Source organism: Dysgonomonas sp. Marseille-P4361, from assembly GCF_900343125.1.
Taxonomy (GTDB): Bacteria; Bacteroidota; Bacteroidia; order Bacteroidales; family Dysgonomonadaceae; genus Dysgonomonas.
Window position 1 is genome coordinate 430381 of record NZ_OPYL01000003.1, and the last position, 23619, is coordinate 453999.

Below are 23619 nucleotides of genomic sequence, written 5' to 3' on the forward strand. Positions count from 1 at the left end.
AGACCGGTATTTTAATATCGGTCTCTTCTATTATACGGTATAATTTAAATAGTCTTTCTTTTAGAAATAATAAATAGCCCGACAGCAGTCAGCAAACCATTAAACAACAAAATTTCATAGCCTACCTGATAAGAATACAGCTCGCGCAAAATAAATTCTAACAGATAACTAACTATAGGAGCTAAAACACAAATCAGAGGAACCATCTTATCTTTCACATTTATTTTAGTAAACAGCCCAAAGAAAAATAGTCCTAATAATGGTCCATAAGTATATGATGCTATAGTATAAATGGTATCCAGTATATTCTCTTGCTGCACAGCATTAATAATCAAAATAACAACCATAAATGCTAAACTAACCAATACATGCACCTTCTTTCTTATCGATTTAGCCTTATCTGCATCTTTCTTATTCACATCTAACAAGTCCACACAAACAGACGTTGTTAAAGCTGTCAATGCTGAATCAGCACTAGAAAATGCTGCGGCAATAATTCCAATCGTAAAAAATATTAAAACAGGTAATCCCAAATAGTTTGTTGCTAAAACAGGTAATATCTGATCCGAGTTTTCGGGTAGAATAATGTTATATTGAGCTGCAAATAGCAATAATAAAACACCTAGAGATAAAAATAAAAAGTTGATTGGTGCGAAGGAAAAGCCATAAGTAACCATATTTTTTTGTGCATCTTTCAAGGTTTTACAAGTCAGATTTTTTTGCATCATATCCTGATCCAATCCCGTCATTACAATTGTAATAAACATTCCACTAAAAAACTGTTTAAAAAAATTCTGACGAGAAGCCCAATCATCAAAAACAAACATTCGAAAATGCTCACTATCTGCAATCACATTTACCAACTGCAAAGCATCCATGTCCATTTTTGTCGCCACCTGCCAGATAATAAGGATCACTCCCAATATAAGACAAGTTGTCTGCAATGTATCAGTCCATATAATAGTTTTTATACCACTCCTATGTGTATATCCCCATATAAGTAATATTATCCCCAACACTGTAACCCAAAATGGGATATTCCACTGAGCAAACACCAATGTTTGCAAAATCATTGCTACCAGATATAACCTTGCTGCAGCCCCTATAATTTTAGATAGGATAAAGAAAGAAGCTCCCGTTTTATACGAAAAGAAACCAAATCGTTGTTCTAAATATCCATATATAGTTGTAAGATTTAACCTGTAGTAAAGAGGAAGCAATACATACGCTATGACAAAATAACCGACTACAAAGCCAAACACCATCTGCATATATGTCATATCAAACTTTCCGACCATCCCCGGTACCGAAACAAAGGTTACACCAGAGATAGATGTACCAACCATAGCTATTGCTACCAAAGGCCAAGGAGACTGCCTATTCCCTAAGAAGAAAGCATCATTATCGCTACTTTTCTTACTTACAAAATAAGAGATTAAATACAAGGCTCCGAAGTATATGGCTATTATGACAAGAATATATGCACCCATCTGAAAAGAGGTATTTTTTTGACAAACAAATATACATTAAATTACAATTCACTCATCTTCAATCTGACAAAAAGGCGGATCAAAATGTTAAAATTGCAATAAAGAATTTATACTCGGTTAAAAGTGTTAAAAAACGAGATTCTATGAGATCAAAAGTACACTTTTTGTGTTTACATTTGAGAAGACCAAAATTAGAAAACAAAATTTTAAAATATTTACGTATGAAAAAGTTTATAAAAAGCATTTCAACCTATGTTGCGGTTGCACTGGTAAGTATAGGAGCTACTTACGGTATGTATAGCTACATGGATAGCAAAAGAGATAACAGCTCCACTAATTACAACAACCATGGTGGTACATTTAAACAAGAGAATGTTCATTTTGCCAGCCTTACTTCCGATGGATACCCTGACTTTACCAAAGCAGCAGAAAGTTCGATTCACGCTGTTGTACATATCAAATCAACAGTCAAAGGTTCTCCTCAGAGCAGACGTCAGATAGATCCATTTGAATACTTCTTCGGTCCAGGTCAAGGCAGAGAATACCAATACGAGCCTCAGCCCAGAGTAGGTTTTGGTTCTGGAGTAATTATTTCAAAGGATGGCTACATCATTACAAACAATCACGTAATTGACAAAGCTACCGAAATTGAAGTTTCATTGAATGACAACAGAAAACTCAATGCTAAATTAGTAGGAACAGACCCACAAACAGATATAGCTCTATTAAAAGTTGAAGGAGATGATCTTCCTTATATTCCTTTTGGGAATTCTGACCAATTAAAAGTAGGTGAATGGGTTTTGGCTGTAGGTAACCCCTTCAACTTAACATCTACTGTCACCGCAGGTATCGTAAGTGCTAAAGGGCGTGGCGGTATTGGTAATGCACCTGAAGATATACAATCTTATATACAAACAGATGCTGCTATCAACCAAGGAAATAGTGGTGGAGCACTAGTCAACACAAACGGAGAACTAGTCGGTATCAACACAGCTATTTATTCCCGAACAGGAGATTTTGCTGGAGCCGGATTTGCTGTACCAATTTCTATAGCAGGAAAAGTTGTAGCTGATATAAAAGAATACGGAACCGTACAGCGTGCTATTTTGGGGGTATCGGTAATAGAACTCTCTAAAGCAAAAGAACTAGCCTCAAGTGGTGAAAAAGGATTTGAGGGAGCAGAAAAAATCAAGATAGAAGTAGGTGCATACATAGGCGGCCTATCTGAAGAAAGTGCAGCCAAACAAGCAGGACTAAAAGCAGGTGATGTAATCACAGCTGTCAATGGAGTAAAAATCAAAAACGGTAGTGAACTTCAAGAACAGATATCTAGATTCAACCCCGGAGATAAAGTTAAAGTTACCATCAATAGAGATAATAGTGAAAAGACTTTTGATATAACTCTCAAAAATACTTCTGGTAATACATCCATCGTAAAGAAAACAGATGTTATGTCTAACCTTGGAGTTGTCTTTAAGGAACTGACTGATGAGCAAAAGAAACAACATGGCATAAGCTCAGGTGTATATGTAGCAGGAGTAGAAAATGGTGGCGCCTTCGCTAAGAGCGGTCTTACAAAAGGATATATAATCCTTAGAATGAATGGAGAAAGTGTCTCAACCCCAGGACAAGCTGAAAGTATCATCCAATCAGCAGCAAAAAGTCCAGATAAGTCTTTGTTCTTATCTACTCTTACTCCTACAGGACAAAGAAAACTTTTCGCAATTGAATTAGAATAAAAGGGTTTTAACTTAATTAATACAAAATAGCGCTTAAGCCTAAACTATACACTGGGCTTAAGCGTTATCTATTTGTGCAAAACTTATAATCGTCTTTACACAACTATACGACAAGACAATAAATAAGTCAATAATTTAATAATAACGTGTTCAATTAAACGAAGACTATAGCCTATATATGGCTTTTTTTTCGTAAATTTGCAGACGTTTTGGTGTTTTTAGATATATATATCTGTATATGAGGCAGTTAAAGATTACAAAGTCAATTACGAATCGTGAAAGTGCGTCTTTAGACAAGTACTTGCAAGAAATTGGTCGTGAAGACTTAATTACAGTTGAAGAAGAGGTAGAGTTAGCTCAAGCCATCAAAAAAGGTGACAGAGCAGCATTAGAGAAACTAACCAGAGCCAATTTAAGGTTCGTTGTTTCCGTTGCAAAACAATACCAAAATCAAGGATTAAGTTTACCTGACCTTATCAACGAAGGAAATCTAGGACTAATCAAAGCTGCGGAAAAATTCGACGAAACCAGAGGTTTTAAATTTATCAGTTATGCAGTATGGTGGATACGCCAATCTATATTGCAAGCATTAGCAGAACAATCGCGTATCGTACGCCTTCCGCTAAACCAAGTAGGTTCGCTAAATAAGATTAGCAAAGCCTTCTCTAAGTTTGAGCAGGAAAACGAACGCAAGCCGTCGGCAGAAGAGCTAGCTGAGCAATTAGACATACCTGTAGAAAAAATTTCTGACTCTCTGAAAGTTTCGGGACGACACATTTCGATGGATGCTCCTTTTGTTGAAGGAGAAGACAACAGCTTACTCGACGTATTGGTAAACGATGACGCGCCTATTGCTGACCGCAAGTTGATTAATGAATCGCTACAACAAGAAATTGAGCGGGCATTATCAACATTGACTGAAAGAGAAAGTGAAATCATCAAGATGTTCTTCGGTATTGGTTACCAAGAAATGACATTAGAAGAAATTGGTGATAAATTTCAACTGACACGTGAGCGTGTACGTCAAATCAAGGAAAAAGCAATTAAGCGCTTAAGACAAAATTCACGTAGTAAATTACTAAAAAGTTACTTAGGATAAGGGATTTATCTCTAAGTATAAGAGTTATATAAAAGCGAAGATTATTTTAATCTTCGCTTTTTTATTTTTATATATAGAAGTTTATTTAACTAATAGTAAATGATAAAGGCGGAGAATAACTTCTCCGCCTTTATCATTTAAAATACTCTTTTCTATCTTTATTCTGAGATAATTTCTATATCATCTACATAAAGCACACTTCCAGGGGCTCCACTAAATGTATCTCCCCATTTGCTTGAAGAACAAATTATAGCTAGACGATAAGTTTTATTCGGATCGTAAGGCTTAATATATTCAAAATCGATATCAAAAAAAGAATACTCTTCTTTTTTTGTTCCATCCTTAAGCTTTGCAATAGCTGTTAATTTAGTTTCATCATAAGCATCTACACCTGTTAAATATGTACCTTTTTCATCTACTTCATAAAGGATGGCATTAATAGCACATTCATCTGTTGTTGTAGGTTCAGCAACCACTACATTGTAGCTTTTAGGATTAGGGCAACGGTAAAAAACTGAACCCGGAGTATATTTATAATAGCCTTTTACGCTAGTTGGCTTTTTATCATATATCATCCCAAATTTTGTACTTTTTAGTGTATTGATGATATCTGTTTTAAATGTACCTATGAATAAAGACCCTGTAGTTACCACAGGATAAGTAGCAGCTCCTGTACCATCTATTTTATTTGACTGAATTGTTTCAATTCGAGCAGCACCTGTACCACTATTCGCATCATCGGTTTTAGTTACTACAACTTTATCTACCTGACCAAGCAAAACCAGAAAGTTTGCTCCGCCATTACTTGAACTCCAATTTCCTAATGGTGCATAATAATCAATAGTCAGTTTATTGGCTGCATTTTTAGCTGTACCTTCAAGAGCCCAATGCTCAAAATTAAATTTATTCTGCCAAGGGATAATTTCATATGTTGCTTTTGTTTTCCCATCTCCTGATGTGACTGTATAAACAACAGGTCCTTTAGACAAATCGATCTCAGCCCCCAACTTAGGAGAAACTGTAGCGTATTTAGGTATTTCAAAAGTTGGTATAATTTTATTTAAGTCATCCAATGTAGCATCGTTTGATATTTCATAAAGGTAACTTGCCCCTTTTACAACTGGATCTTTTGTTATTACAGAACTTGTTAATGCAAAATTTGCAAGGTATGCTTCAGTACTCGTATTTTTCTTATAAGAAGCCGAATAGATCGTTTGAGTCACACCATCTTCCGCTGTCACCAAAAACCTCACTGGCTTATGTTCACTATTGCCTTCTTCTGCTTGTGAGAAGTCAATTTCAATCCCTTCTTCGCAAGCAACAATCTCATCTTGCTCTCCTACAAATATTCCAATAGTAGCATTATCTGATATTTCAATTGTAGGTATTAATTTCTTTAGTTTACTACTAGAAGAAGAAGTATTCCCTTTTATCGGAATAATTATATTAGTATCTTCAATTTCTGCATCTCCCACTACAATATCAGAATCAAGAAATTTCATACTTAATATTTTGGCTTCTGTATTGATACTTCTTTTACAACTTGCTGTATATTTTGTAGTAGAAACCCCATCCTCTGCTGTTACTACAAACTCTACAGTTTCTGCAGTAAAATCTACGGCCGTTCCTGATTCAGGATTAACAGTTGCCCCATTTGACACCTTTATTATTGGGACAAGCCCTTTTAACTGCTCCTCTGTTGCATTATGAGCCACTGCAAAATTAATATCTGTTCCTGCAACGACAGGCTGAACAGTTACAATTTCATTCTCGAAGGTCATCTCTAAAATAAGAGCCTCTGTACTTTTCTCGTCATCATCATTACAAGCAATAAACAGTCCACTAATAAGGAGAACCCCTAAAAGAGGGAATAGCTTAAAGATTTTTTTCATAATTATCTCTATTATTAATAATTTGGTGCAAAGGTAGCCAGACTTCTTAAAGAAATCGGATCATTTTAGTATGGTATGATAATTTATTTGTTAAAATTAAGCTTATTTTAACATTCTAATATAATAGACTACTTTTCTAATCTTATATCTATTATTTATATAGCAAAAAGATACACTGCTGTTTAGACATATTCGGTAATTGCTTTTTCCATTCTTTTACCGAACGGGTTTTTATATATTCATCTTCACAGGTGATATTCATTGCAATGCACAGCTTTGTAGAGGGGGCGCAATGCTTAATAATATCTTCAACTAGTTTTTGATTTCGGAATGGCGTTTCTATGAAAATTTGAGTCTGATTTTCATATTGAATCAGCTGCTCCAACTTCTTTATCTTTTTTACTCGCTCAGCTCCATCTACCGGAAGATATCCTTGGAAAGCAAACCCCTGACCATTAAAGCCCGACGCCATCAATGAAAGAAGAATAGATGATGGACCAATAAGGGGTACAACCTTATAATTCTTTCGCTGAGCAATGGCTACAATATCACTACCCGGATCTGCTATTGCAGGACAACCAGCTTCGGATATAATACCAACATGAAAGCCCTTTTCCAAAGGATGAAGATAGCTTTCTATCTGATTCAGGTTTGTATGCTTATTCAGTTCAAAAAAAGTTAGTTCATCGATATTGATAGATTGCTCGACCTTTTTCAAGAATCTTCGAGCCGAACGGATATTTTCGACAATGAAGTATTTTGTTTGTAGTATAACTTCTTTGTTGTAAGATGGCAAAACTTGTTCTATCGAAGTTTCTCCTAAAGTAACAGGTATTAAGAACAGTGTTCCTTGCATCATTATATTAGTTGTCTTTTCGTTTATATAGATATATTTTTTCTCCATCAGAAGATAATATGCTATCTGCTTTTAAGTAATTTTTATTCATTACAGATAACGAATTAAAGTATTCATAATCCTCCATCCTACTCGACATAATAATAAATTGAATACTCCCTTGTTCAATATATTTAGTTTGCTCGTTCCTCATTTCTGGATAAATATCATGTGACAGATTAGGCGAAACAAAATACTTTACATTAGGTACAATATCCAATTTAGTGAATATCGTTGTATATAAATTGAGATTTAGATTCATTAATGTTGGATTATCTTCTTGGCTTATAATATCTGTAAAAGCAACGAGAGAAGAACTCCCCTCTTTTTTTCCGAACAATTCATTAAATTGTAATCCAAAGAAATCTTTTTTACTGATTCCCCACCACAAAGCAAGAACGGCACACAAAGTATATACTTTCCAATTTGAATTGATTTTTAAATAATGAGCCAATACTATTAGACCTAACAGCCCATAAACATAATAAGGGATAGAATAGTAAAAGATAAACCTTGGAGTAACAAATATTGCTGTATATAAAGCTATGAAAGATAGAATCATCACTACTTTTCCTATCTTATTTTCCAAATATCGTACTGGAAAATAGATTGCGCCTAAAAGGATAAGTAAAAATGGAAATGTATCGAACCTCAAACGCAGATAAGCACTGCTAAAAAGCTTCGATATTATATCCGAGAAACTCCCTATATTAGCATAGCTTTTATTCAACACTATATATATGTCCCATGCTTCAACTAAGGCTCCGTTTACCCATAGATAAAGAACAATAGGTAATGCGATTATTAATAATCCAATGATAAAGGCTAAAATATTATGAATAAAATTTGTATACTCCTTCCTTAAAAATAAATATAGAAACACTCCTGCTAATGGAAAAACCCAAAACACAGTCAGATTTATTTTAGTAAAGAGTACAAGTGCGCACATAATACCATGCACCAACATATATTGAGGTTTATGCAGTAGAGGCTCTTTTTCTTTAAAAAATTTGATAAACAAGAATAAACTTACGACCTGAAAAATAGCAATAAACTCTTCGGCAGAACCACCATCATTTGTATGAGTCAGCATAAAAACAGGAAATACGACAGCAATAATAAATGCATAAATCTTCCCTAGATACATTCGAGCTGTTAAATATGTGGTAATCACCATACAGCACCACAACAAACATTGAATAATAAATACTCCGAAAAAAGACGCATTGGATATCAGACACCCAATACCATAAAGAACAAATATGACTGGTCCTTTATGATCAAACACCTCACTATACAAAGTTTTCCCATTCATCATAGCCTTTCCCATATTAAAATACAGATTCACATCCGCCCATTCTGTCAGAGGATACAATGGAGACAATTTAGAACAAAAAAGAATCAGCAGAAAAGTATAAATGAGAAGCCCAATATAGATGTTCTTATCTTGCGATATCCATTTACTTATCATTCGTTTATGTTTAATTCTTACAGAATGCAAAAATAGCCAAAATATTTAGATTTAACTTACTTATTCTCTTTAAGACGAATTGTTATTTTCTGGTATCAGCATGTATTTAATGGTTTGAAAATAATGCAATAAAACATATTTTACTCTAACTTTGCAGTGAATATTGACTATTGGACATGAATTTACCTTCGGATTTTAGAATACAAACAGAATCTCTTATTGGAGATGAAGCCAAATTTTTATTTCAAGCTATAGAGCCAGAATCGCCAACAAGCATTCGTATCAATAAGAGAAAAACAAGAAATACGAATAAACTGAATGATAAAATCATGTGGTGTGACAACGGATATTATCTATCTGAAAGACCTCAATTTACATTCGACCCACTATTTCATGCTGGCAACTATTATGTACAGGAAGCCTCGTCTATGTTTATTGGTGAAATAATAAACAAATTCAAAAAAGAGAATTCACGAATACTTGACCTATGTGCTGCTCCGGGTGGAAAATCGACATTAATTGCCGATTCTTTAGACAACAAGAGCTTGCTTGTTTCAAATGAGGTGATCAGATCCAGAGCAAACATTCTAGTAGAAAACATGACGAAATGGGGTAACCCGAATGTCATTGTTGCAAATAACGACCCTGCTAAAATAGGGAAAGTAAAGAACTTCTTTGATATTATATTAGTAGATGCTCCTTGCTCGGGTGAAGGTATGTTCAGAAAAGATGAAATGGCTATCAGCGAATGGTCTCTCGAAAACGTCAAACTGTGCAAAGAACGCCAACAGCGAATAATTGCAGATATTTGGTCATCTCTAAAGGGTGGAGGAATACTTATATATAGCACATGCACTTACAATCTGGAAGAGAATGAAAAGAACGTGCAATGGATGTGTGACGAATTCGGTGCAGAAAATATATCGATCGACATAAAAGAAGAGTGGAAAATAACACCATCCTTAATTGACAATATCACGGCTTATCGGTTTTTCCCTCACAAGACAAAAGGTGAAGGGTTCTTTTGCGCAATACTAAGAAAACCCGAAGAAGAAAATGCGACTTTCTCTCATTCCAAGAATAAAAAGAATAAGAAAAACAGCTCACCTAAAAATGATTTAGCAACTGGATACAAGAAATATCTACTGAACGATAACATGTTTAAGTTTTATAGTAGAGCTAATAACTGGCATGCCATAGCTGAACATCTATACGATGATATAGAGATATTGAACGAACATTTAAACATTCTATCGGAAGGTGTAAATTTGGGCGAATTCAAAGGAAAAGATTTTATTCCTAGTCAATCTTTAGCAATGAGTACGCTAATAAACAAAGATTCTTTCTTGACATATGAACTTACATGGGAACAAGCTATCGCGTACCTAAGAAAAGAGGCTCTACTCCTACCCGACCAACCGAAAGGTTATATCTTACTTACTTACGAAGAACACCCCCTCGGATTTGTAAAGAACATCGGTAACAGAGCGAATAACCTTTACCCTCAGGAGTGGAGAATACGCTCTGGCAATATACCTGATAAGGAAGTGAATGTATTGGAGTAGTGCTAGACTTAACCTTTTACAAAGCCCAACACACGACCAATCTTACAGAAAGCTCTGAAACCATTATATATCCAGTTCTTAGATTTCATTATATCGGTCACAAATCCGTTTTGTTCGAGGTAATAAAGTCGTTCTAACTTTTTCACGGCGTTCTCGTTCAATACCTCTCTGCAAACTTTCAGCTTTTCGGGATAAATAACCTCTCCCCCAACCTGAGTGCTGAAACCTTCCATATTGTAAACAACAATAAAGGTATCAACATAGCGAACAGGCAGACGATCTATTGCAATTCCCTGAAAAAACAGTTTCCAGTCGGCCACAACACGTAGGCTTTCATCATAAAGTCCATATTTTTCGAAATTACTACGATGAATAAAAAATGCTTGATGGCAAAGAAAGCCTGAGAACAATTCATATATTGCCATATGCCAATCACGGTCTTTGTATGATGTATCCGGCTCTAAGTCGCCTCCTCTTTCCATATAGAAGCTTCCACAAATAAAGGGATCATGCGGGTCTTCGGCAAATACTTTTTCCAACACATCATCAGCATATAGAGCATCACCAGCATTTAAGAAATACAGATATTCTCCCTTAGCTTGTTTTATTCCTTTATTTTGGGCATTGTATATTCCACTATCCTTCTCACTAACCCAATAGGAAATTTTATCTTCGTACTGGTGAATCAAATCTACGCTTCCATCCGTCGACTTACCGTCGATAATAATAAATTCGTAATCGGTAAAAGTCTGAGAGATGACACTATCTATCGTCTTTTTAAGACCTTTTTCGTCATTCAAATTAATCGTTATTATAGATAATTTCATATTATTTTCGGCGTGACTTTATCATAAAAGGATTTACAAATACAAGTTTCTGATACATCGTTAAAACGGCTGCTGCTTTTCGCAGACTATAGCCTTTTGCATAGTAAATCTGAATTTTATACATTCTTTTTATTCTCTCCACAATTGCTTTATGGAACCCTTTGGATGTATATTTATCAAATTCATGCAATAAGTATACCATCCATGCTGTTTGATTGAGAGGTTTCAATGTAGAAGACATTCCTCCTAAATGCTGTCTGTACACAGCCATATATTCGGGCAAAAACTTAATCTTACCTGACAATGAAACGATTAGTTGTAGAGCATAATCCCCGTTTTTGACCGTGTAATACCACTCCGGTACTTTATGAGCATCTTTCCTGAAAAAGATAGAAGCAGTAAGTAAGCCCCAATCTTTTTTAATAATATCTTCGGTGGTCAATACATCCCGTTCCATTTCTATATTCTCATCCATTACACCACACATCAGTGTATGTACCTTGTGAGAACACATGGCAAAATCGGGGTTTGCTTCCATAAAATCCACTTGTTTTTGGAGCTTGAAGGGATCTGTCCAATAGTCATCCCCATCGCAAAGAGCAATATATTTCCCTTGTCCGCTTTCTATGTTATTTATCCAGTTGAGCATCATCCCCTGATTAGGATTATTCAGTCTCAATCGGATAATATCCGGATATTTCTTTTGATATTCTACACAAATGGCTCGGGTGTTATCGGTACTCAGGTCTTCACCAATAACAAGCTCGAAAGGGAAGTTTGTCTTTTGCATTACTACCCCTTCTATTGCCTCAGCAATAAATTGTTCATGATTGTATGTAATCATGGAAACCGAAACCATTATATTTTTATTTTGTTCAGACATTTCTTTCAAAAAAGATTCTTAATAATTCATTTACCCCAATATGCTCTATCTTTGTAAGGGTTGGGATCTTTTTTCAAATGTTCACTAAATTCTTCTTGGCTACAATTATTACGACTTAGATATTGAGTCTTCTCGTTCCAATTCATTATCATTTGTTCCAAGTTTATTTTATCCTCAAAATTGAGACTTGATGCAATATCGAAACCATCTCTTTTGACTAGCTTAAAACTTTTCATATACGCATCTGACTCAGGAGTATAATAATCTTGTGCAACATATCCGGCATAGACATTATAGGCAAAAAAGTAGGCACTAGTATCATTTTCTGCAAAGATTACACTAGAAGCGCTCTCTTCGATTTTAGATGAATCACTTTTATAGCCCACTTCTAAAATAAAGTCATACATGCCCCCACCTTTCCCACATGCGGTAAATAAAAAAGATAAAAGAATGAGAATACATATATTTTTCACCATCTATATTATAAATATTATATTGTATAGAGTCTACAACCCTGTATACTTAAGCCTGAATCACCTCCACTATCCTTTTCATATCCTCCTCATCGTAGCGATGGTCGCAAGGAAGGGGAAGCAAGGAATTGACTATCTTGTATTCGGCTGAATCTTTTTCAACTAAACCTAGCGTTTCTTTCCAGTAGGTGGACACATAGATTTTATTTTCTATCAATTTCTTCCTTAGATTAGGATCCTCGGAATAGAACATATAGCTAAGCGGACAAGTATCTTCGGAAAAATCATCATACTTAAATTGATTGTGTTCCCCCAAGACAGAATGAAGATACCTAAAGTTACGAACTTGTCGTTGTTTCAGATTCTCATAATCGATATTCGCTAATAGAGCAGATGCGAGATTCGACATTCGTTTTATCGGCTGATTAACCAAGCTTGCACAATAATCGAGAAAATCTTGATAACCAACACTTGCACTTCCATACTCTATACGTTTCATCAAATGTGTCATATGAGGGATGGAATCGTCTTGCTCCAACTCCTCCGCCAATAGTGTATCTGTATATAAATAAGCACCATCAGGTAGTCCGAAAAATTTACGTGGCGAATATATTGTATCTATTCCTTCGTATGGACGAGAGAAGAAAGCATGTGTATTGTCTACAATCAGTTGCTTACCAAAACGTTTCACCAATTTTTCGACTGTACAGCATTTTACACCATAAGTGTCGGAAAAGAAAAACACTTCATCCTTATCTAATTCTTTATCAAAGATAGGGTCAAGATTAAAATCTACCGAATAAAATTCTCGTTCTATCCCCAATTTATTTATAGGCTCCCATATTACCTCTGAGTTTAAGTACGGGATATATATCTTTTTATATTTCTTTGCCCTTAAAATATATTCAAGGCAATTGCGTGCCGTATTTAACAGAACAGCACCTTTATGATAGTGTTCGCCTTTGCGAAGCTGAAGTTCAAAATATCCGCCTATTTCTTTCATACCAACTTATAATTTACCAACATCTCCCCTATTTCGCCAACCGAATTAAACATCATAACATCCAGAATAGATAACCAAGGTACAAATTCGTTTTTGAACTGCTTGTATTCTATTGGATTAGTTGAAAGGAAGTGTAAACCTATATTTTCTTTTTCGAAATCTTCTTTATTGTACAACTCCTGTCCACCTATTGCATTGATATAATCAGTTGCCTGCAATTCTTTACAGATAGCCAAAACTTTTTCCTGCCCTTTCAATGAATGATCGATAGACAACGAAGAAGAAATAACAATTTCTGTATTTATATTCAAGTATCTACAAATTCTCTGCATAGAATTGTAAATATACTGAAAAAGATTTTCGCCCTCGAAATTGATAATATCTTCCATCATAGGCATTACCTCTTCGAAATGAGGAGCCTTACGATACGATTCTCTTATCTGGTTTAATAGTTTCTTTTTATCAAAACTTTTAGACACATACCTATCCTTCACATCCAGATAGTCTGAATCCTTCTCTAGAGGAATGGATATAAGTAAATCTTTTCCGTTCTGAAGAATACGATTTCTGTTAATCCAACCTTTTTTAGTGTACTGTATATTGTCATATATCACATATTTATCAACCGCGTTAAGCAATTGGAAATACCCGATATAAGGCAGAAAATAAGGCTGCATTATTCCTATTTTCATTTCGTCCAAGGCTTATCTTTTATAAGTCCACAGATTTTCTCCACCTCGCTACGTTCAAGACTTGCATACATAGGCAAACAGATGATCTCTTTAGACACCTGTGTGGATATAGGCAGGTTGCTAGTATCTGCAGATGGTAGTCCCTTATAAGTAGGGAAATCACTAATTAGAGGGTAAAAGTAGCGACGCCCAAACACATCATATTCTTGCAGCTTGAAATACAAATCATCTCTGCTCATACCATACTCGGCTGTATTAACACGAATAGGGTAATACGGGTAAGTATGGTCAACACCTTCACCAACCTCCATAAAAGTCAGCCCGGGAATATCTTTTAGCAATGAATCATACAGCTTAGCCAGCTCTACGCGATTTGATATATATGTATCAACATGCTTTAGTTGCAAAGAGCCATAGGCAGCTTGCAATTCATTCATTTTAGCATTGATACCCGGCTCTATTACTGTAGTTTCATTTCTAAAACCAAAGTTTTTTAGTAAATCAACACGTTGTTTCGTTCTTTCGTCGGGACAAACAATCGCTCCACCTTCTATCGTATTGAAGACCTTTGTCGCATGAAAGCTTAGGATAGATAAATCCCCCCAATTTAGGACAGATTGGCCATCTTTCTTTACAGCAAAAGCATGAGCCGCATCATAAATCACCCTTAATCCATATATATCTGCTATACGTTGAATTTCTTCTACATCGCACGGATTTCCATATACGTGGACAGGCATAATCGCCGTTGTGCGTGGCGTGATGGCTGCCTCTAATTTCTTTGGGTCTATATTATAGTATTTATCATCAATATCTACGAATACGGGCTTTATATTATTCCACCACAAGGAGTGCGTAGTGGCGACAAAACTATACGGAGTAGTAATAACCTCTCCCGTAATCCTTAAGGCTTGAAGAGCTGTTATCAGAGCTAATGTACCATTCGAAAAAACGGAAATATATTTCACACCCAGATATTCGGCCAATTCTTTTTCAAATTGTTCGTGAAAAGGTCCATTATTGGTTAACCATTTATTATCCCATATTTTTTCTAAATAGGGAATAAATTCTTCCAACGGAGGAAGAGCCGGTTGGGTTACCATTATCTTTTTTGTCATATGCGTCTGTATATTTTTCTAATAAACTCGGGTGTAATACTTTTAATCTGTCCTCTTAGGCTTTTATCTCCGTAAAGTACTATCTCCAACCGTTTCTTATGTTTTGTAAAATCACTTGTATATTTATAATCAAAATACTTATCGTATTCATTAATCAGCTCGATAACTCTAAGAAATTGTTCACGTTCGGTCATTTTAGACCATTGTCCGTCATCATGGATACGATAGGCCGAAGTTACATCTTTTAAATATAATAATGGACCAAATTGTCCCATATACATTCCTAGCATCCAATCTGCAATTTCTACATCAAATAATTTAGAATCTAAATTCTGTATATGATTGCCACGAAAGACACAACAAGAAAGATTACCTATCTTATTACCCAATGCTAACTGCTCTGTGGTTATAAATTCATAATCCTTATCTGTCGCCCAGTCAAAAATTTCTTCTCTATCCTGATCTTCAAATAATCGTATGTGCCTATTGTAACTCATAGAAGCATTTGGATGTTGCTCTAAATGATCTACATGGTTTTGAAGATGATTCTCTTTTACCCAATAGTCGTCGCCTTCCATTATAGCTACATAATCGCCGGTACAAGCAGCAAAGGCTTGCTGATAATTTTTATTATATCCTACATTATGCTCCTTTTCAAGATAAGTAAATGTAAAGGTTGATTTCATATCATACTCTTTGATAATATCTAAGGTATTATCTGTAGAACAATCATCTGCTACAATAATCTCAACTTCGCAGGAAGTCTTTTGCATTAGTATGCTCTCCAATACTTGCCGGATATACTGTGCCTGATTATATGTAATGAGTATAATATTTATTTTCATTTTGAATATGCTTAAGAAAATAATTTTCTAAAAATTCTTTTACTCAATTTCACCGGCGAATATATAAATCTTCCAATCTTATATTCAATCGAATTTTGCAAAGAACTTGATTCCTTCTTATAATATTCAGCTTCTATTCTATCTCGCACCGGATTAAAATACTCTAAGAATAAAGGAGCATGATTTTTAAACATCTGCAACAACATTGCATCATTCTTCTGTTTATGTGTATTGATCCTAGCTGAACGAGAAACTGCCTTTATTCTATAATAGTAATGGAAAGCATTCAATTTTACGACCTTATCGGTAGGCTTTATCAGAGAGAGATAAAAATCCCAATCTTCGATACCATCCACCATATTGGTATTGTACCCTCCTACCTCAAGAAAATCGGCACGACGAAATATAGCTGAATTGAATATCTGATTCTCAGTCACCATATTTTCGAAGACAAATTCTTTATTTATAAGTTTCTCATTTCTATCTCCGAACAAAATGGTATCGCAATATATCAGCTTAACTTGAGGATTGGCTGTAAAAACATCTATTGCTTCTACAAAATAATGTGGTCCTAATTTATCATCCCCATCCAGAGGAACTATAAATTCTCCTTCAGCATGTTTCACTCCGAAGTTTCGAGTATCACAAACCCCAGTATTTTCTTTCTTAAAATATTTGATTCGGTTATCTTTATTTACCCATTGCAAAGCAACTTCTTCTGTATTATCAGGGGAGCCATCATTTACGATAATACATTCCCAGTTAGAATATTTTTGATCCAACAGAGATTGTAATGCATCTGGCAAATATGCAGCCTGATTATAACAAGGAATAATAACCGATATAAGAGGGTTCATATTATTTTATAGTTTTAACCATTTTAGGAAACCGAGTTTCTTTAAATATCTAACGCTAACCGACGATTTAAGTTTATACAGTTCATCTTTCTTCTCCATCCACTCTTTATACAAAGAATAATACAATGGATAGTGTGTTTTTGTATGCTCTCCTTTCTCTAGCCAAAGTAATTTATAGTTTTCGGGATCTGAACTGATACCATCCAAAAAATAGGTAGAAAAATATGTTGCAACATGTCTATAGCTATACCCTTTCAAACAAACTGCATCTACTGTAAAAGCCCAATCTGAAGCAATTCTCATCTGTTCATTGTAGCCTCCATATTCTAATAATATTTCGCGCTTTGTGAAAGTTGCTTGGTGAGGTAAGGATTGCTCTGCAAAAAACTTAAAATCAAGGTTATCGGGATAGGTATTAATATATGATTTATTAATATCCTCTAGTTCGATATCAAAATATATCATATCCTCTCCTGTTAGGAAGGATAATATATTAGTGAAATCTACATCTGTTTTAATTAGGTCTCCACTATTAATGAACAGGACATATTCACCTTTAGCCTTAACTAGACCTTTATTCATTGCATGAAAGACACCTTTATCAGATTCGCTGACCCAGTAATTTATATCCTTAGCATATTGCTTAATTACATCAACACTGCCATCTGTAGAGCCTCCATCGATAACAATATATTCTACTGTAGACGAAATGCAAGGAACAACACTACTTATTGTTCTTTTTAGTCCATCTGCATTATTATAGTTTATTGTTATGATTGATAGTTTCATTTATTTAATCCTCAGATATATGTTCAGCCAAAAATTTATCTATATCAAAAAAATTCCTTTCCACTTCTTTTAATCTCTCAGAGTCCCACTCCCACCATTTTAGTTTTAACAACTTCTCTATTTTATCGGATGAAAAACGATATTTTTTTATTTCTATAGGATTCCCGACAGCTATAGCATAAGCTGGAATATTTTTAGAGACAACAGCCCCTGCGCCTATAACAGCTCCATCACCTATTGTAATCCCATCAAGGATTGTTACATTCATCCCTATAAAAACGTCATTTCCTATATTTATATCCTTGCTTTCTTCTATTTTATCATATTGAGTCAATGTCATTCCGTTCTGTTTCTTTGTAGAATAGAACATGGGAGATGTTGATATGCCATTGGTCGGATGTATCCCCCAGCCACAAGTAAAGTTTGGACCAATAGAGCAGAATTTACCAATATAAGTTCTATTTATATTAGCCCCTTGTGATATATATGTATAATCTCCTATAGAAGTATCTTTTATTTTATGACAAATGCCTAAGTGTACATTTATTCCTTTTTGGGAATCGACAAACTGATTTTGATTAAAAAACAGATTATCTTCCTCTACACTATTTACTAAATAGTACAGAGAGTTTCTTTCTGTTCCATAAACTTTCTTTACAAAAAAACTTATAATCCTCCTTATCAGCTTATACATATTTCCTTATTTATTCATTGTGTCTGAATCTTGTATAGATCTTATATATCGGTAGTTTTCGTAAAAATATAAAAAAATGAGTTTTTCTTATACGAAAAGCTATTCTTCTCTCTATTGATGAATCTTTTCCATATTTGTAGAAACGTCGGAAATAATCCCAGCCGTACTTACTTGGATTAAGCTTTATTGGTTTAAGTAATATAGATTCACCCAAGTCCACGTCATATCGGCCATCAATACTAATGCAGTGTTCACCACTTCCATCGAATCCAATATTTGAAACTAATGATTTTTTAGGGAATAAAGACAAGCCTTGCTTTAAATAGATAGAAGAATACCACTTAACAAACCAAGTATTTAATTCTCCTGTATAATTTTTTTCAAGTTGTTCGTAAATATCATAGTTTCCATCGAGAGTAAATTCTTTCATATTTATCTTTTTAGAAACGTCTCTCAATAAGTCTTTTGTATTTGAATTAAAACAAGACCAACTATTTTTCCATGTAGCCCATCCCCAACAATTTGACAAATGTAAAAAAAATGTTTCGGGTAGTTTTCTCCCTCCCGTTGTCACAGGCACATAAGCTGAAATGTGCATAACTTTTTCTTCATTCTTATAAAGCTGTAATGCTTTATTCATATATGTCAAAAAAAATGGGGCTGTTACAATATCATCTTCTAAAACAATGACAGTCCCGTATTTATTAACAGTTTCACTTACTCCTTCAATTATAGAATCTGCCAACCCTTTATTTTGATTCGATTCTATAATATGAACTTTTCCACACCATTGCCGAAGCCTCAATATTCTTCGAGTTTCTTCTATATTAAGGATTGACTCTTCATCCACATTTGGTTTAGGCCCATCCGCGTATATGTACAAAACCGAGTTTTCAGCTAATTCATTTTTAGCTAAAGCCTCTAATGTCCGCAAAGTATGTTGCGGCCTATTATATACAAAAAGGACTATTGGGGCAAGCTCCATTTTATTATTTTCTTATATCAAGATTTATTATTTAACGAATCTTCTTTTAAAACCAAATCAAAGAAGTCAATATATTGTTTTCCTATCTTATATATATTACATTCATTCTTCACAAACTGAAAATTATTTTCAGCTATATCTGAATCAATCAACAAGATACTTTTTTCCATCATATCTCTCAATGAGTCCGTACTAACGGTAGAAAACTTAGGGTTATTCAATTTATCTAAAAATTCACCAATATTACCAGTATCGGGCCCGATAACTATTTTCTTGAAAGAGAACGCTAAAAAAATTATTCCTGAATTTAAATTATATAAACGAGGTGATATGATCACATCAGCTGCATTCATATAAATTTGAATATAATCATCTCCTATATATGGATTTTCTTCAATAATAATATTTCTCTTTGCTAACTTCTTCTTCCATAACTCATATTTAAATCTTGTGATAGGAAAAGCTTTACCCGTTCGTTTTGCTAAACTTAAAGCATTTACTATTATAAGTTTCTTTTTTTTAGATCTGTTATCTAACTTAGAAAATGCCTCTATTAGGAAATCCTCCTCTTCTTGATGGCGAATGTTGCCAAATGATATAAATACAATATCATTCATTTGAAGACCTAATCTTTTTCGAGCATCCTCTCTTGAGATAGAGTTTGGAATGTCTAAATAGTTGGGATGATATATAACGAGATGTTTTTTTTCTGATAATTTAGAAATCGAGCTCAATTCCTTCAAACTCACATCTCCTAAATGAATGAAGCCATCTGCATTTGTATATATTAAATCATAAATTTTTTGATCTAAATATTTTTGTTTATGGGGAAGTCTATTATGATAAGTTATAACTATTTTGGTACCTAAACCCTTCCAATATTTAAGCCTTGCCTCTAATAAACCTGGAAGATTATCTTTGTAATCCATTCCTGAGACCAATACCTCTGGCCAATGTATATTTATTATATCAAACTTCAGATTACTAGTCCAAAAAGATGAGGCCGAGGCTACAACTTCAGCATATTTACTCATTCCCTCTAAATAATTATTTATTATAGAGTTTAATGTAGTTAATGGATCTACGGTTATTAATACCCTCATTATAAAAAAATTATAATCACAATCCCATTTTTCGTCTATATACACCCAGATATTTCCGAATCAAGACCTTATTACTATATTTTTTTACATTTTCATCAAAGGTAAGAAAACGGATCAGATCAAAAACGGTTATTTTCTTTATCCCTTTCTCTTTATATAGTTTATAGTTAGTGAAAAACAAATCGAAATTTCTTTTCAAAAAATATTCTCGAATAGATTTACTCTTTGAATGATAATGTTTATCCAACTCTCCATAGCTATCTAAATCATATAATATCTTTTGCTCTTCATTCAACTTAGACCACTCACCTAAGTTATGTTTACGATAAACACTAAATATTTGATTAAAAACAAATCCTTTTCCTTGTTCAAGTAAAGCAGCAAATAAAATTACATCTTTTATTTTACTGAACCGATCAATACCATTTAAAGCTTTTCGTCTAAAACAAATAGTAGCAGTCCTCATTATATAAGGATACATAAAGTTGTCTAATGTAACATCTCTTCCTTTTGGATAAAGAGCCGCATCAGGCATTTCCAAAGCTTCAAAAGTCTTGCTTTCCTCATAATAGTGATTTATAAGCCCTCCACAAACAGAATACTCTTGATTTTCATCCAAAAAATCCACCTGTTTTTGTAATTTATTTATATCTGACCAATAGTCATCGCCTTCACACATTGCAATATATTCACCTTCACATGCATTAAGAACTCTCTCCCAATTTTTTATGAATCCCATATTTTTTTCAGAGGGCAAAAGCTTGATTTGAGAGTATTTATCTGCGTACATCTTGCAAATATCTAATGTTTTATCCGTGGAACAATCCTCTCCAATAACAACTTCATATTCGAAGTTTACTTTTTGGTTTACTATCCCATCCAAACATTCTTGGATATATTTTTCCTGATTATATGTTACAACAAAAACACTTACTTTTTTATTCATATTTGAAATGCAAAAGAGTTTTACAAAATCTCTTCGTTGTTAGTTAAATTTTCTATTAATAAAAGCTTTCGCTAAGAATAGGGCTTTTTCTACTCTCTTCTTCTTAATCGCAGGTATCGATGCAATACTCAAATAACTTGCAACACTTTGTCTTATATTTAAATGTTCTAATGCAAAATTTCTAAAAAAAACACCATCTTTTTCATTGTATTTTTTCAACTCTTCAATAAACAATTCTTTCGTAAAAGTTTTCTTAAGACCTCTTCCTGAACAGTTATACTTCAGTGATTCAATAATATTATTTGAGTTCAGATATCCATCTCCAAAATCTCGACTATAGTTTCTGTTATCATATGATAACACTGCACGTCCACAAGCCATTGCATCATATAAAGATCGCCCTATTCCAACAACAAGATCCGATTCATTTATATTTTTTTCAATATGCCATAAGTTATCAATATGCTTATTTAACTTTTTAAATTCAGCTCCTATATCCAAGCAACACTCTCTAACAAAATTATTAGCTTCTTCAGATTGACACAAAGACAAAACTGATTTTAATTCTTTATTTATTTTCGTCTCAGGAATGAAACGATCGCAATTTACTCCATTATTTATAACTATACTATTATACCCTTTACTTTTCAGGTACTGCTGTACCTCATAACTGACACTTACATAAAAATCGGCAAGAGAAGAAGGCTGTTCAAGTATAGGTGTTATCCCATGACAAGTTTGTATTATACACCCATATAGATGTAATTTTTCTACAGTAGTAGTGTGATTTGCTATAATCAAATCATACGATCTTTTGCTTCTGAATCTTACATTCAAAGCCTCTATTTTATCAGATATCTCTCCTTTTCTAAAGGTAAAGTATTCTACTGAATGCCCACATCTTAAGAATTCTTCTATTATAGCATAAGTATAGTTCTCGGTCCCCCCTGTTCTCTCCAATTGATTATTTGCTACTAGAATATTCATATACTATTCAATATGCCATTTACCATCAAAAAACACATAGCCTAGACTATAATTAACATTCTGAATCCCATCAATAACAGTTAATCTCAAAGCTTCTTCATAGTGATCTAACCTAGCAAGATTTTTCTTTACTAGAGCCAATTCTATAGAATACAAACCAGCAGTCAATCGAAATTTAGAAATTTTCAAATGCACTATTCTTTCATCTTTAAAAGCTTCACTTCCTTTATCAACTTCGCCAAAAAAAGAAGTAATCCCTGCAACTTTATCTCCATATCTATTTCTAAAGTAGATTCCTATACCAATAGAATCTTCAAATGTAGAATTTTGTATTCCTATTTTAATAGAAATAGACTCTCCTGTCATAACTTCTGTTGATTCTATATTTATAGAATTATAAACTTTAATAAAAGTAAATCTATTTTCTGCGTCAATAGGAGGATTAAAATTTCCTTCAAACTCTCCATTTTCTTGAGAAGTAAGATATCTACTTATCACATCCATTGCTTTACCCGTAAAATCCACAGTTCCATTTTTCAATAGAATTCCTGACCGACACAATTCTTTTACAGCTCCCATATTATGACTAACAAACAATACTGTCCGCCCCTCTCCTCTGGAAACATCCTGCATCTTACCTATTGCTTTCTTCTGGAATTCAGCATCTCCTACTGCTAAAACTTCATCTACAACCAATATTTCAGGCTCAAGATGTGCAGCAACAGCAAACCCTAGTCGTACAGTCATGCCCGAAGAATATCTTTTTGTTGGCGTATCAATATATTTCTCCACACCAGCAAAATCGATTATTTCATCAAGCTTTTTTGTAATCTCAGCTTTTGTCATACCCATAATCGAACCATTCATGTAGATATTCTCACGTCCTGTAAGCTCCGGATGAAATCCTGTACCCACCTCAAGTAGAGAACCAATACGTCCTTTAGCTTTTATTGTTCCAGTAGTTGGAGCTGTCACGCGGGATAAAAGTTTTAACAAGGTTGATTTACCCGCACCATTTCTACCTATTATACCGACTACATCTCCTTGCTTTACATCGAAAGAAATATCTTTCAAAGCCCAAACATATTCACTAGTAGCTTTACTTGATCGGTCATTAACCTCTCCTACTTTCAAATAAGGATCGTCTTTCCCTCTTACCAAATGCCACCATCTATTAAGGTCATGACTCAATGTACCAGTACCAACTACACCTAAACGATAATGCTTAGATACTTCTTCGAATTTTATAGCTATATCTGACATTCA

At 34.1% G+C, this 23619-nt stretch carries 22 protein-coding genes; 3 read left to right on the plus strand and 19 right to left on the minus strand.

Annotated elements, in window-relative coordinates; genetic code table 11:
* Nucleotides 1–44: 44 nt before the first annotated feature.
* Complete coding sequence (locus DHU68_RS08265) at nt 45–1490, minus strand: sodium:solute symporter (RefSeq protein ID WP_108822496.1); 1446 nt, start codon at nt 1488–1490, stop codon at nt 45–47.
* 221 nt (nt 1491–1711) lie between these two features.
* On the opposite strand from DHU68_RS08265, the gene DHU68_RS08270 reads away from it, so the two are divergent.
* Together DHU68_RS08270 and DHU68_RS08275 are read left to right on the plus strand one after the other, a co-directional pair.
* Complete coding sequence (locus tag DHU68_RS08270) at nt 1712–3229, plus strand: Do family serine endopeptidase (RefSeq protein ID WP_108822559.1); 1518 nt, start codon at nt 1712–1714, stop codon at nt 3227–3229.
* A gap of 238 nt (nt 3230–3467) precedes the next feature.
* Nucleotides 3468–4328, plus strand: a complete 861-nt coding sequence (locus DHU68_RS08275) for an RNA polymerase sigma factor RpoD/SigA (RefSeq protein WP_108822497.1) — start codon at nt 3468–3470, stop codon at nt 4326–4328.
* 158 nt (nt 4329–4486) lie between these two features.
* On the opposite strand, the gene DHU68_RS08280 is transcribed toward DHU68_RS08275, so the two are convergent.
* The 3 genes from DHU68_RS08280 to DHU68_RS08290 form a co-directional block, all read right to left on the minus strand.
* Nucleotides 4487–6220: a PCMD domain-containing protein gene (locus DHU68_RS08280; protein WP_108822498.1), complete on the minus strand. Its 1734-nt coding sequence runs from the start codon at nt 6218–6220 to the stop codon at nt 4487–4489.
* 151 nt (nt 6221–6371) lie between these two features.
* Nucleotides 6372–7076 (minus strand): SAM-dependent methyltransferase, encoded by a 705-nt coding sequence (locus DHU68_RS08285; RefSeq protein ID WP_108822560.1) that lies wholly within the window; start codon nt 7074–7076, stop codon nt 6372–6374.
* 7 nt (nt 7077–7083) lie between these two features.
* Complete coding sequence (locus tag DHU68_RS08290) at nt 7084–8586, minus strand: glycosyltransferase family 39 protein (protein WP_108822499.1); 1503 nt, start codon at nt 8584–8586, stop codon at nt 7084–7086.
* A 176-nt stretch (nt 8587–8762) separates the two neighbouring features.
* Between DHU68_RS08290 and DHU68_RS08295 the strand changes: the two genes are divergently transcribed.
* Nucleotides 8763–10151, plus strand: coding sequence for an rRNA cytosine-C5-methyltransferase (locus tag DHU68_RS08295; protein ID WP_108822500.1), 1389 nt, complete (start codon nt 8763–8765; stop codon nt 10149–10151).
* 8 nt (nt 10152–10159) lie between these two features.
* Here the strand turns inward: DHU68_RS08295 and DHU68_RS08300 are convergent, their stop codons facing one another.
* The 15 genes from DHU68_RS08300 to DHU68_RS08370 are packed head-to-tail and all read right to left on the minus strand — an operon-like array spanning nt 10160 to nt 23616.
* On the minus strand, nt 10160–10978 hold the full coding sequence (locus tag DHU68_RS08300; protein ID WP_108822501.1) for a glycosyltransferase family 2 protein: 819 nt from the start codon (nt 10976–10978) through the stop codon (nt 10160–10162).
* Between the two features lies 1 nt (nt 10979).
* On the minus strand, nt 10980–11861 hold the full coding sequence (locus DHU68_RS08305; protein WP_255412474.1) for a glycosyltransferase: 882 nt from the start codon (nt 11859–11861) through the stop codon (nt 10980–10982).
* A 26-nt stretch (nt 11862–11887) separates the two neighbouring features.
* Nucleotides 11888–12337, minus strand: a complete 450-nt coding sequence (locus tag DHU68_RS08310; RefSeq protein WP_160111106.1) for a hypothetical protein — start codon at nt 12335–12337, stop codon at nt 11888–11890.
* A gap of 46 nt (nt 12338–12383) precedes the next feature.
* Nucleotides 12384–13337 carry a hypothetical protein gene (locus DHU68_RS08315; protein WP_108822503.1) on the minus strand — a complete coding sequence of 318 codons (954 nt, stop codon included), beginning with the start codon at nt 13335–13337 and terminating at the stop codon, nt 12384–12386.
* Nucleotides 13334–14029 carry a WbqC family protein gene (locus DHU68_RS08320; RefSeq protein ID WP_108822504.1) on the minus strand — a complete coding sequence of 232 codons (696 nt, stop codon included), beginning with the start codon at nt 14027–14029 and terminating at the stop codon, nt 13334–13336. The genes DHU68_RS08315 and DHU68_RS08320 overlap by 4 nt, the downstream gene beginning before the upstream one ends.
* Nucleotides 14026–15147 (minus strand): DegT/DnrJ/EryC1/StrS aminotransferase family protein, encoded by a 1122-nt coding sequence (locus DHU68_RS08325; RefSeq protein ID WP_108822505.1) that lies wholly within the window; start codon nt 15145–15147, stop codon nt 14026–14028. The genes DHU68_RS08320 and DHU68_RS08325 overlap by 4 nt, the downstream gene beginning before the upstream one ends.
* Nucleotides 15144–15992, minus strand: a complete 849-nt coding sequence (locus DHU68_RS08330; RefSeq protein ID WP_108822506.1) for a glycosyltransferase — start codon at nt 15990–15992, stop codon at nt 15144–15146. Before DHU68_RS08330 ends, DHU68_RS08325 begins: the two co-directional genes overlap by 4 nt.
* 11 nt (nt 15993–16003) lie before the next feature.
* Nucleotides 16004–16849 (minus strand): glycosyltransferase family A protein, encoded by an 846-nt coding sequence (locus DHU68_RS08335; RefSeq protein ID WP_108822507.1) that lies wholly within the window; start codon nt 16847–16849, stop codon nt 16004–16006.
* Nucleotides 16850–16855: 6 nt separating this feature from the next.
* Nucleotides 16856–17638 (minus strand): glycosyltransferase family 2 protein, encoded by a 783-nt coding sequence (locus tag DHU68_RS08340; RefSeq protein WP_108822508.1) that lies wholly within the window; start codon nt 17636–17638, stop codon nt 16856–16858.
* Nucleotides 17639–17642: 4 nt separating this feature from the next.
* Complete coding sequence (locus DHU68_RS08345; protein WP_108822509.1) at nt 17643–18332, minus strand: CatB-related O-acetyltransferase; 690 nt, start codon at nt 18330–18332, stop codon at nt 17643–17645.
* A 10-nt stretch (nt 18333–18342) separates the two neighbouring features.
* Nucleotides 18343–19317 (minus strand): glycosyltransferase, encoded by a 975-nt coding sequence (locus DHU68_RS08350; protein ID WP_108822510.1) that lies wholly within the window; start codon nt 19315–19317, stop codon nt 18343–18345.
* A 17-nt stretch (nt 19318–19334) separates the two neighbouring features.
* Nucleotides 19335–20420, minus strand: a complete 1086-nt coding sequence (locus DHU68_RS08355) for a hypothetical protein (protein WP_108822511.1) — start codon at nt 20418–20420, stop codon at nt 19335–19337.
* A gap of 16 nt (nt 20421–20436) precedes the next feature.
* Nucleotides 20437–21366, minus strand: coding sequence for a glycosyltransferase family 2 protein (locus DHU68_RS08360; RefSeq protein WP_108822512.1), 930 nt, complete (start codon nt 21364–21366; stop codon nt 20437–20439).
* A gap of 39 nt (nt 21367–21405) precedes the next feature.
* Complete coding sequence (locus tag DHU68_RS08365; RefSeq protein ID WP_108822513.1) at nt 21406–22353, minus strand: UDP-glycosyltransferase; 948 nt, start codon at nt 22351–22353, stop codon at nt 21406–21408.
* Nucleotides 22354–22356: 3 nt separating this feature from the next.
* Nucleotides 22357–23616, minus strand: coding sequence for an ABC transporter ATP-binding protein (locus DHU68_RS08370; RefSeq protein ID WP_108822514.1), 1260 nt, complete (start codon nt 23614–23616; stop codon nt 22357–22359).
* Nucleotides 23617–23619: the final 3 nt, after the last annotated feature.